Raw genomic sequence first — 12701 nt, forward strand, 5'->3', positions numbered from 1 at the left:
ATTCCTCAATTTTATCAGCTCTTATTTTTAATTCAGGTTTATCCCTTAGTTCTTTAAACTATCTATCGTCAACTGAACGGGAAAAATTATTGTATCAGTTCAACCCGCCTTACATTCCTTATGATGGGAAGATGACTGTTTTGGATCTTTTCGATAAGCAAGTTTGGCTTAATCCTTCCTCTGTTGCGATAGTTTTTGAAGAGGAGCGTTTAACTTATGCAGAGCTAAATGTAAAAAGTAACCAATTATGTAACTATATTCTGTCTTCAGGTGTAACAGAAGGTGAATGTATCGGAGTACTTCTTGAGCGCTCATTATGGAGTGTTTTGTGTATGCTTTCAGTATTGAGGCTAGGATGTATTTACGTTCCTATTGATGATTCGTATCCTTCCATCCGAATAGAACAGATAATAAAGAAGAGTGGAATTACCTTTCTTCTAAGGGATTCATCAAATAGCGATTTTTCACATATTTGTCCCAACATTGTTTTATTTCCAACTTATGAATTTTTACAAAATGAGAATTCAAAGGATTTGAAAACTGTGATTACCGCTAATCAATCATCATATATAATCCATACATCGGGTTCAACAGGTCAGCCAAAAGGGATAGAACAGAGCCATCTTACACTCTTCAATCTAATTAATTGGGCTATATCAGACAATAGTTCTAATGGACCTGATAAATATTTGCAGTTTTCTTCCTTCAATTTCGACATGTCTATTTATGATGTGTTCTATAGTCTCTGCACCGGCAGCGAGCTTCATATATTAAGTAATTACCTGCGTTCAGATATGTTTGGTTTGAGGAAATATATAAAAGAGAATAACATCACAATAGTTTCTATTCCTTGTGCTATTTTGAGAACCTTTTTTGATAGATCTTTAGGTGAATTTTTAAACCATCAGTTGAGTAGGATTATTTGTGCTGGGGAACAACTTTTTATTATTGGGGGAATCAGAGATTTTTTGTTGAATAATCCAAATGTCATGATTCAAAATTTATACGGTCCATCTGAAACCCATGTCGTTACTGGTATTACCTATAGTTTTTCAAACCAAGAGATCCCAGAAAAAGCAAGCATAGGTAGACCTGTGGATAACACTAACATTTATATTTTGGATAAACACATGAATTTAGCACCAATTGGAGTTGAGGGGGAAATTTATATTGGTGGGATGCATGTTGCAAAGGGTTATCGCGGCCTGCCTGACCTCACTGAGGAAAGGTTTCTCAAGGATATTTATTTTGGCAAGGGGATGATGTACCGAAGTGGTGATGTAGGACGATGGGATTCGAATGGAAATATAGAGTACTTGAGGAGGGAAGATGATCAGGTAAAGATAAATGGATACAGAGTCGAATTAGAAGAAATTGAAATAGCTTTGCGTGGCTTCAATAATATTAATGAGGCAGTGGTATCTGTTAGTGAATTGGACTCTGAGGAAAGGGAACTCGTGGCATATATCGAAACCAGTGAACTCTTTGATATCAATGAGATCAAGAAGTATTTGCTGAGTTATCTTCCGGGCTATATGGTTCCAAATAAATACGTATTCTTAGAGAAATTACCTATCGGTCCAACAGGTAAGATAGATAAGAGGAATTTACCTGAACCCGAAAAAACCAAAGGAAAGAGAAGAGAATATGTAGCTGCCAGAAATGAGCTTGAAATGGCAATGGTAGAAATTTGGCAAAGCATCTTGAAGCATGATTCTGTAGGAATTAATGATGACTTCTTTGAATTGGGGGGAGATAGTATAAGAATTACCAAACTAATTATGGCCGTTAGAAAACGGTTCAATATCAACCTGAAATTTGAAGGAGTCTTGATGGAACCAACTATTAGTGCTTTAATGGAAGCTATTAGCTTAGATCTATGGCTAAACACATCAAAAATAGACGACCATGGAAATGGTTACGACGAGATTAAACTTTGAAAAGCCCTCAAAGACTCTATTATCGAGTGGTATCATACTAGAACTTGATGTCCCAACATTTCTAATCAAATTTTTATTCCTATGGTGAAAGAACTTCTAACTAAACTAAAAAGTCATAATGTTTTGCTGAAATTAGTAAACGATGAACTGATTGTTAAATTTCCTAAAGGAAAAACTAGTGCATCTTTGATAAACGAAATTAAGAATAACAAACAAAATATCATTCAGTATTTGTTAGCTACGTATACATATTCTGATACAAAAATTCCAAAGATTGACTTTCAAACTAATTCTTATGCTTTGTCATCGTCCCAGCGCCGATTATGGATATTGAGCCAGTTTCCTGAGGCGAATGTGGCATACAATATGCCCGGTGTTTATATTTTCAGCGGTTCGGTGAACGCGGATGGTCTTTTTCACAGTTTTTCACAGCTGCAGGAGCGGCATGAGATCCTGCGTACGGTTTTCCGGGAGGATGGTGAGGGTGTTGTCCGTCAGGTCGTTCTTACTTCGTCTGAGAGCGGTTTCTTTCTTGAGCAGCGGGACCTTCAGGGAAAAGATGCTTCTTTTGTCGATTCGGTTGTTGAGTCCGATTTTGTTCGTCCCTTTGATCTTTCGTCAGGCCCTCTTTTCCGGGCTGGTCTTTACCGTGTATCGCAGGACCGCTGGGTCTTCACCTATGTGATGCACCATATCATAAGCGATGGCTGGAGCATGGGTATACTTATCCGTGAGCTTCTTTCTCTCTACAACAGTTATGTTCTTGGTGAAGAGAACGCTTTGCCTCCCTTGCGTATCCAGTACCGGGATTACGCCGCCTGGCAGCAGGCCGAATTGTCGGGTTCCCGTTATGAGGAACACCGTTCCTACTGGCTGGACCATCTGTCGGGTGAGCTTCCAGTTCTTGAGCTCTTAGGCGGCCGAGCCCGCCCATCGGTAAAGACATACAATGGTGGTGTTGTACACCGTATGCTGGGTTCAGATCTGAGCAGTGGCCTGAGATCTTTGAGCCAGGAACGGGGCGCTACGCTTTTCATGGGCCTACTGGCATGCGTTAATGTTCTGCTATACCGCTACAGCGGCCAGAGCGATCTGATCATAGGTACGCCTATGGCCGGTCGTGAGCATTCTGACCTTGAGGACCAGATCGGTTTCTATGTGAATACGGTAGCACTACGGAGCCGTTTTTCGGGTTCGGACAGTTTTCTTGAACTGGTTGACCATGTCCGTGGGGTAAGCCTTGGGGCCTATGAGCACCAGGCCTATCCGTTCGATGAGCTGCTGGAAGAACTTCACCTGCAGCGTGACATGAGCAGAAGTCCCCTGTTTGATGTTCAGGTTGTCTTAAATGAAATCAAAGAAGAAAACAGGAATCTTTCTGAGCTAAATGTAGAAAAATACGATGTAAGCTTGAAAACGAGTCGGTTTGATATTGTTTTTAGTTTTGTCGATAACAATGAGAAGTTAGGATTAAGTATTGTCTACAACAGTGACATTTATGATGAGCCGGCGATGTTGCGTATGTCCGGCCATTTTGAGCATCTCCTTTCCGGCCTGCTGTCCAGTCCAGATGCTCCCGTTGGGGATATTGATTATCTTGGTACTGTGGAGCGTTCGCTGTTATTGGGGGATTTCAATTCGACAGGTTCAGACTATCCGCGGGACCGCAGTATAGTTGATCTTTTCGAGGAGCAGGTTCTGCTCTGCCCCGAGCATACAGCAGTAGTTTATGGTTCAGCGCGTCTGAGCTACAGCGAACTGAACATGCTTTCCAACCGTCTTGCCCATTATCTCCGGGAGGTCCATGGCATCGGTGCGGGCGATCTTGTGGGGATCCTTCAGGACCGCAGTGATTTGCTGATCGTTTCTATTCTGGGTGTTCTTAAATCTGGAGGGGCCTATGTTCCCATCGACCCTGACTATCCCCGGGATCGGATTGATTACATGCTAAAGGATAGTGGATGCGGAATCCTTCTCACGCAGACCGAATATGTCTTTGGTCTGGAGTCTTTTCCGGGCGAACTTTTCGCTGTCGATATCCAGCTATCTGGTCTGGATACCTCGGCAGAAAACCCTGTAGGAGTTTCTGGGGCTGATGACCTTGCGTATGTGATCTACACTTCGGGTTCCACGGGAATCCCAAAGGGTGTAATGATTGAACATGGAGCTATTGTAAATACAATTTTAAGCCAAATAAAGACATTTAAGATTAAGGCAAAAGCTTCGGGGATTCAGTTCGCTTCATCGTCGTTTGATGCTTCTGTTTCAGAGATATTTATTATACTGACATCGGGTGGAACCCTTTTTGTTGTCGAAGAGGTCACTAAATTGGACCCGTCATTATTTGAAGATTATCTTCAGGTCAATGTGATTGATATTCTAACCCTTCCACCATCTTACCTTCGATTGCTTAATTTGGATAAAATCAAAACTCTCGATACATTAATTTCTGCTGGTGAATCCGCAGATTTACAAGATGCTAAAGAATTTTCGAAATACGGAAACTATTTCAATGCCTATGGCCCAACTGAGTGTAGTATTTGTGTTTCAGTATTTAAAGTTATAGATAAACTCACTAATGTTCGCTTAATTCCTATCGGGCGTCCTATTTCAAACAGCCGTGTTTATATACTTGACGTTTCGGGCCATCTTTGCGGTATCGGCATTCCGGGTGAGATCTGTGTTTCCGGTGCAGGACTAGCGCGGGGCTACCTTAACCGTCCCGAGCTGACTGCGGAGCGTTTTGTTCCGAACCCTTATCTGGCTGGGGAGCTGATGTACCTTACGGGTGACATCGGCCGCTGGCTGGCTGACGGTAACATTGAGTTCCTGGGGCGTGCTGATGACCAGGTGAAGGTCCGTGGTTACCGGATCGAGCTTGGGGAGATCGAGAGTGTTCTCCAGGGTCATGCGGATGTTGATTCGTGTGTTGTGGTTGCGCGTGAGAACAGTTCGGGGGATAAGGACCTTATCGCTTATGTGGTGGGTTCGGAAGGCCTTGACGTATCGGTCCTGCGGGGCTACCTTGGGGGCATGCTTCCCCAGTACATGGTTCCCGGCCATTATGTGGGGCTTGCCTCTCTTCCGCTGACGCCAAACGGTAAGGTGGACCGCCGTTCCCTTCCGGATCCAGAGGGGCTTGAGCTTGGCAGCGGGAGGGAGTATGTTGCTCCGCGCACAGAGACGGAGCGTGCACTGGTTTCGATCTGGCAGGATGTACTTGGAAAGGAGGGGATTGGGGTAAAAGACAACTTTTTCGAACTTGGGGGGGATTCTATAAAGATCCTGCGAATAATAAGTGAGTTTCGTAATACCATGCATATTGATCTGAGCATATCAGAAGTTTACAAAGGGGGAACTATTGAGAGTATACTAAATCAGTCTTCTCTGGGACATATGATTCGTGAAGATAATGGGCTGCGATTACTGGAGATCGATAATTGGATTGAAGAGCTCAAGCTTAAAATTCTTTCTGTAGATAACTTTTTAGATAAGGAAAATATAGAAGATATCTACCCAATGAGCGATATTGAGAAGGGAATGACATATGGATCGGTTTTAAATCGGGACTCCAGCGTTTACCATGATCAAATGGTTCAGAGAAAAATTTTCAGCGATTTTGACATCGGTCGTTTCTCTTCCGCATTAGACTTTCTTATTGAAAAACATTCTATTTTGAGAACCGGATTCAATCTTACAGATTACGAAACTGAAATTCAAATCGTCTATAAAAAAGTATCAATCCCATTGACCTATGAAAATATATCAGATATTTCAAGGGGAGAACAGGAAATTGCTATACAGGAGTTTATGAAGGCGGAAATAGGCAGTTTTAACGATATATCAAGGGCTCCTCTTTGGCAGATGAATGTTTTTAATTTAGGTGAAAATGAGTTAGTGTTTGTTTTTCAGTCCCACCATGCGATAATAGACGGATGGAGTGAATCCATGTTTTTGACTGAACTGAATAATTTATATTTACGTTTAGAAAAGGAACCTGATTATAGGCCAGACAAGCTAAAAACAAGTTATAGAGATTTTATACTCCAACATGAACTAGACAAGAGCAATGTTTCTATAAAATCTTTCTGGAAAAAGGAATTGGAAGGGCATACACGCTTAGACATCTTTGCGGGTGAGGAGGAGACGGAGCGCTACTCATTCTCTGTGGACAGCGATACTGTTGCGGCAATAACAGATTTTGCACAAAAATCAAAGATTAGCGTCAAATCAGTTGCATTAAGTGCGTTTGTTTACCTGTTAAAGGTTCTGGAATACGGAGAAGAAGTAATCACAGGTGTTGTAACCAATACGCGTCCAACATGTGAGGATAGTGACAAGATCTTAGGTTGCTTTCTAAATACAATTCCTTTCAGGGTAAAATTTGATGAGGACAAATCCTGTTCTTCCTTTATGGCTGATATTAACCAGAAATTAATTGAGCTAAAAGCCTACGAAAGATTGAGCCTGTTAGAAATTGCAAAGGGTGAGGACAAACCATCGAAATCAGGTAATCCATTCTTCGATGTGATTTTTAACTATGTCGATTTCCACAGCTATAACGATATCCTACACGAAGAAAAAGAAAATGAAAAAATGTTATCAAAAATGGAGATCGGCAGTTTTGGTAAAACGAATACTTATTTAGATTTTACGGTCAATGTCACTGGGGGGCAATTCGGTATCGGTGTTAGTCTAAACAAAAAATTAAAATCCAATTTTAGTTCAGAGAAATTTTGTAAGACATATTCCGCGATTCTATCCGCTCTGATTTTGACTCCAGATTTACGCTTCAGTTCTTTAAATTATCTATCATCAACTGAACAGGAGGAAATACTATATCGATTCAATCCACCAGCGGCACCTTATTCAAATGAACGAACTTTGATCGAACTTTTTCAACAGCAGGTAATTCAAAATCCAGAGAATGTTGCTGTACATTTTGGAACCCAAAAACTAAGCTATAGAAAGCTAGATACCATATCGAATCAATTGGCCTTTTTTTTAATAGATAATTATCGAATAAAACGTGGAGATTTTATTGGGATAGCTCTACAAAGAAGCGAATGGATTATTGTTTCAATTTTAGCAGTTATAAAAACAGGTGCCGCTTATGTTCCAATAGATGTTGATTTTCCAAGAGAACGGATTGATTTTATTAAAGACGATTCCAATTGCAAATTAATAATTGACAGGTCCTTTCTGAATAGATTTAAGGCTGTAGATAAGACAGGGACAGATCATGATTTGCCTAGAGTAAATCAACCGACAGATTTAATTTACTTGATGTATACTTCAGGTTCAACCGGTAGTCCCAAAGGCTGCATGCTTCAGCACAATAGCATCATAAACAGAATAGAATGGATGTGGCAGAAGTATAACTTTACTTCCAATGATGTTTTTTTGCAAAAAACATCGTTTACATTCGATGTTTCGGTTTGGGAACTTTTGATGCCAATTTGTTTCGGAGCATCTATGGTTGTTTGTAATAAGAAAGACATAGTATCTCCTTTGAGGCTGTTGAAGCTAGTGGAGAGAAATCGAATTTCGTGTATTCATTTTGTGCCAAGCGCTTTGGATTCATTTATGTTTTCAGTATTTAATGATGATAAGCTGGTTCGAAGCCTAGAAAGTTTACGTTTAGTTATCACTAGTGGAGAAGAACTCAAATTGTCAACAACAAAGAAATGGTATTCCAAAATTATGACACCAATCTATAATTTGTATGGTCCAACTGAAGCAGCAATTGACGTAACATTTTTTGATACAAGTAGAGATGACTTGAAGATTTTAATTGGAAAACCAATATGGAATACCCAAATCTTTATTCTAAACGGAGGAAATCAGTTATGTCCGGTCGGCGTTCCTGGTGAAATTTGCATAAGTGGTGTTGGCTTATCTAGGGGATATCATAATAATGAAAAACTGACTTCTAAAGTATTTGTGACCAATCCCTTCTTCCCAGCACAAAAGATGTATAAAACGGGAGACGTAGGAAGATGGCTATGTGATGGAAATATTGAGTTTTTAGGAAGGACTGATGACCAGGTAAAGGTCCGGGGTCATAGAATCGAACTGGGTGAAATTGAATATGCACTGTCAAATGTAAGTGAAATCGAGCAGGCCAAAGTTTTGACCCTAAAAGATAAAGATGGCACTAATGCCCTCGCGGCATATTATGTTACTGACAACAATAGTTGTTTTACCTTAAATAGAATTGTTAAAAATCGCTCCACTTTCAGTAACCCGATTTTGTATGAGGTAGATCAAATGTCCTTTTATTCCACTAATAAGTCAGAACTACATTACCTATATAACGAGATTTTTACTGATGCTATCTATAATAGACATGGAATTGTACTTTCTGAGGGGAATACAATAATAGACATTGGTGCAAATGTTGGTTTATTCAGTATTTATGCTAACCTACAAGCTCCAAATTTAAAAATATTCGCATTTGAGCCAATCCCTGCAATATTTGAGATATTAAAACTCAATACTGAATTGTATCGAGGTGATTTTCGAGTCTTCAATTTTGGTATTTCGAGAAAAAGTGAAACAGTTGCGTTAAATTATTATCCAAACGCAAGTATTTTTTCTGGAAGATATTCTAATGAAGCAGACCTTCCCAACACTCTAAAAACATACTTTAGAAATAGTAACGATTTGAGTGTTAGATATGAAGAAGAGATCGCAGAATTAATTGATGATAAACTCTATTTTGAAGCTTGCGAATGTCAACTGAAAAGTCTTTCAGATGTTATTTTTCAAAATAACATCACGAAGATAGATCTTTTAAAAATTGATGTAGAGATGGCTGAATTAGATGTTTTAGATGGGATATCGGAAGAAGATTGGAAAAAAATCAATCAGATTGTAATTGAAGTTCATGATGTTGACGGAAGACTCGACATAATTCGGGAAATTTTGACTTTGAAAAATTTCAGCTACTTGGTTGAACAGAGTAAACATTTAACGAACACTAAACTATATAATATTTTTGCCTTTTCTCAGTCTTTTAATGACAATATTCCTAGGAAAATTCAAATCGGTAAAGATAAAAAGGAGTGGTATAGTCTCAGTTCTTTTAACTTATATCTTAATCAATCCTTGACTAGATTTTTACCTGATTATATGCAACCGGATTTTTTTATTCCGGTTTCAAGCATTCCTTTAAATCATAATGGAAAGGTTGATAAAAGATCGTTGTTATTAAATATATCATTATCTAATGATCTTATTGAATTTATTGGTCCAGGTGACGAAATACAGAGTAGACTAATTGACATTTGGCAAAATATCTTGGATGTGCCCAAAATAGGGATTTTGAATAGTTTTTTCGATTTAGGAGGGCATAGTCTCAAAGTTGCAAATCTTGTTGCCTCTATACATAGAGCGTTTGGTGTTAAGATTAGTGTAAAAGAGATCTTCGCAAATCCTACAATCGAAAAACTTAGCGAAGTTATAAAAGCTAACCAATGGCTATCAAAACCACAGTCTGATTTAACTAACGGAAATACTTTTGAGATATGAAGAACGCAATTGACTTGATTTTAAAATTAGCCCAAAATAACATTTCTATCTTTCTTGAAGGTGGACGGCTAAAAATTCACACACACGAGAATTCTGTAGATGATCTGATCAGGAAAGAGGTGTTGCTATACAGAGAAGAGCTAATCAATTATCTTTCAACTCATACAGTTGATACAAAAATTCCAAAGATTGACTTTCAAACTGGTTCTTATGCTTTGTCATCGTCCCAGCGCCGATTATGGATATTGAGCCAGTTTCCTGAGGCGAATGTGGCATACAATATGCCCGGTGTTTATGTTTTCAGCGGTTCGGTGAACGCGGATGGTCTTTTTCACAGTTTTTCACAGCTGCAGGAGCGGCATGAGATCCTGCGTACGGTTTTCCGGGAGGATGGTGAGGGTGTTGTCCGTCAGGTCGTTCTTACTTCGTCTGAGAGCGGTTTCTTTCTTGAGCAGCGGGACCTTCAGGGAAAAGATGCTTCTTTTGTCGATTCGGTTGTTGAGTCCGATTTTGTTCGTCCCTTTGATCTTTCGTCAGGCCCTCTTTTCCGGGCTGGTCTTTACCGTGTATCGCAGGACCGCTGGGTCTTCACCTATGTGATGCACCATATCATAAGCGATGGCTGGAGCATGGGTATACTTATCCGTGAGCTTCTTTCTCTCTACAACAGTTATGTTCTTGGTGAAGAGAACGCTTTGCCTCCCTTGCGTATCCAGTACCGGGATTACGCCGCCTGGCAGCAGGCCGAGTTGTCGGGTTCCCGTTATGAGGAACACCGTTCCTACTGGCTGGACCATCTGTCGGGTGAGCTTCCTGTTCTTGAGCTCTTAGGTGGCCGAGCCCGCCCATCGGTAAAGACATACAATGGTGGTGTTGTACACCGTATGCTCGGTTCAGATCTGAGCAGTGGCCTGAGATCTTTGAGCCAGGAACGGGGCGCTACGCTTTTCATGGGCCTACTGGCGTGCGTTAATGTTCTGCTATACCGCTACAGCGGCCAGAGCGATCTGATCATAGGTACGCCTATGGCCGGTCGTGAGCATTCTGACCTTGAGGACCAGATCGGTTTCTATGTGAATACGGTAGCACTACGGAGCCGTTTTTCGGGTTCGGACAGTTTTCTTGAACTGGTTGACCATGTCCGTGGGGTAAGCCTTGGGGCCTATGAGCACCAGGCCTATCCGTTCGATGAGCTGCTGGAAGAACTTCACCTGCAGCGTGACATGAGCAGAAGTCCCCTGTTTGATGTTATGGTGGTTCTTAGTAATGATGGACAGGTTTCGAAAACTAGAGAAAAGCCTAATGGTTTTTTAGTAGATTCATATAAGCCAATAAAAAACATCATCAGCAAGTTTGATTTGCAATTTAGTTTTTCAGAATTATCGGATGGCATTGCTTTTAATCTTGAATACAACAGTGACATTTATGATGAGCCGGCGATGTTGCGTATGACTGGCCATTTTGAGCATCTCCTTTCCGGCCTGCTGTCCAGTCCGGATGCTCCCGTTGGGGATATTGATTACCTTGGTACTGTGGAGCGTTCGCTGTTATTGGGGGATTTCAATTCGACAGGTTCAGACTATCCGCGGGACCGCAGTATAGTTGATCTTTTCGAGGAGCAGGTTCTGCTCTGCCCCGAGCATACAGCAGTAGTTTTTGGTTCAGTGCGTCTGAGCTACAGCGAACTGAACATGCTTTCCAACCGTCTTGCCCATTATCTCCGGGAGGTCCATGGCATCGGTGCGGGCGATCTTGTGGGGATCCTTCAGGACCGCAGTGATTTGCTGATCGTTTCTATTCTGGGTGTTCTTAAATCTGGAGGGGCCTATGTTCCCATCGACCCTGACTATCCCGGGATCGGATTGATTACATGCTAAAGGACAGTGGATGCCGTGCTGTTCTGGATTCGGATGAGATCAGCCGTTTTGTTTCCTGTTCTGAAGATTACCGTGCAGAGAATCCTGTAGGAGTTTCTGGGGCTGATGACCTTGCGTATGTAATGTATACCTCTGGTTCTATTGGATTAGCCAAAGGGGTTTTAACCGAACATAGTAATGTGGTTCGTTTAGTAAAAAATACGAACTACATAAATTTCTCGGGAGATGAGGTACTTCTTTCCACAGGTTCAATTTCCTTCGACGCTACAATTTTCGAGTATTGGGGGATGCTGTTAAATGGTTGTATATTGGTGTTGTGTAAGCAGTCGGTTTTATTAGATCCTGTAGAGCTTTCAAAAGAAATGCGCCTTCATGGGATTAACACGATGTGGTTTACTTCCGGGTGGCTTAATCAATTGGTTGATGCTGATATTGAAATCTTCAGGGGATTGAGAACACTGATTGCGGGAGGAGATAGGCTATCTGTTTTACATATTAACAAGCTAGTTTCAGTATATCCTTATCTGAAGCTTATAAATGGTTATGGTCCTACAGAAAATACAACTTTTTCGTTGACCTATGAGATATCCGGTAATGTTTCATCGATTCCTATCGGGCGTCCTATTTCAAACAGCCGTGTTTATATACTTGACGTTTCGGGCCATCTTTGCGGTATCGGCATTCCGGGTGAGATCTGTGTTTCCGGTGCGGGGCTAGCGCGGGGCTACCTTAACCGTCCCGAGCTGACTGCGGAGCGTTTTGTTCCGAACCCTTATCTGGCTGGGGAGCTGATGTACCTTACGGGTGACATCGGGCGCTGGCTGCCTGACGGTAACATTGAGTTCCTGGGGCGTGCTGATGACCAGGTGAAGGTCCGTGGTTACCGGATCGAGCTTGGGGAGATCGAGAGTGTTCTCCAGGGTCATGCGGATGTTGATTCGTGTGTTGTGGTTGCACGTGAGAACAGTTCGGGGGATAAGGACCTTATCGCTTATGTGGTGGGTTCGGAAGGTCTTGACGTATCGGTCCTGCGGGGCTACCTTGGGGGCATCCTTCCCCAGTACATGGTTCCCGGCCATTATGTGGGTCTTGCCTCTCTTCCGCTGACGACTAACGGTAAGGTGGACCGCCGTTCCCTTCCGGATCCAGAGGGGCTTGAGCTTGGCAGCGGGAGGGAGTATGTTGCTCCGCGCACAGAGACGGAGCGTGCACTGGTTTCGATCTGGCAGGATGTACTTGGAAAGGAGGGGATTGGGGTAAAAGACAACTTCTTCGAGCTTGGGGGGCATAGTTTGAAAGTTATCCTTCTTAGCGGACAGATACACAAAAAAATGGACATACGGCTTGCCCT

2 protein-coding genes and 1 pseudogene are annotated in these 12701 nt (G+C 41.7%); all 3 read left to right on the top strand.

Features of this window, described 5'->3' with window-relative positions; genetic code table 11:
• The first annotated feature begins 89 nt into the window (after positions 1-89).
• Positions 90-1940 carry a non-ribosomal peptide synthetase gene (locus tag H9L23_RS07650; RefSeq protein WP_187594399.1) on the top strand — a complete coding sequence of 617 codons (1851 nt, stop codon included), beginning with the start codon at positions 90-92 and terminating at the stop codon, positions 1938-1940.
• 81 nt (positions 1941-2021) lie between these two features.
• Entirely contained in the window at positions 2022-9473 is a 7452-nt protein-coding gene (locus tag H9L23_RS07655) for a non-ribosomal peptide synthetase (RefSeq protein WP_187594400.1), read from the top strand.
• Positions 9470-12675, top strand: a pseudogene (locus H9L23_RS27040) (amino acid adenylation domain-containing protein); the annotation flags it as partial. The gene H9L23_RS07655 and the pseudogene H9L23_RS27040, both read left to right, overlap by 4 nt.
• Positions 12676-12701: the final 26 nt, after the last annotated feature.

This window comes from Pedobacter roseus (genome assembly GCF_014395225.1).
GTDB classification, from domain to species: domain Bacteria; phylum Bacteroidota; class Bacteroidia; order Sphingobacteriales; family Sphingobacteriaceae; genus Pedobacter; species Pedobacter roseus.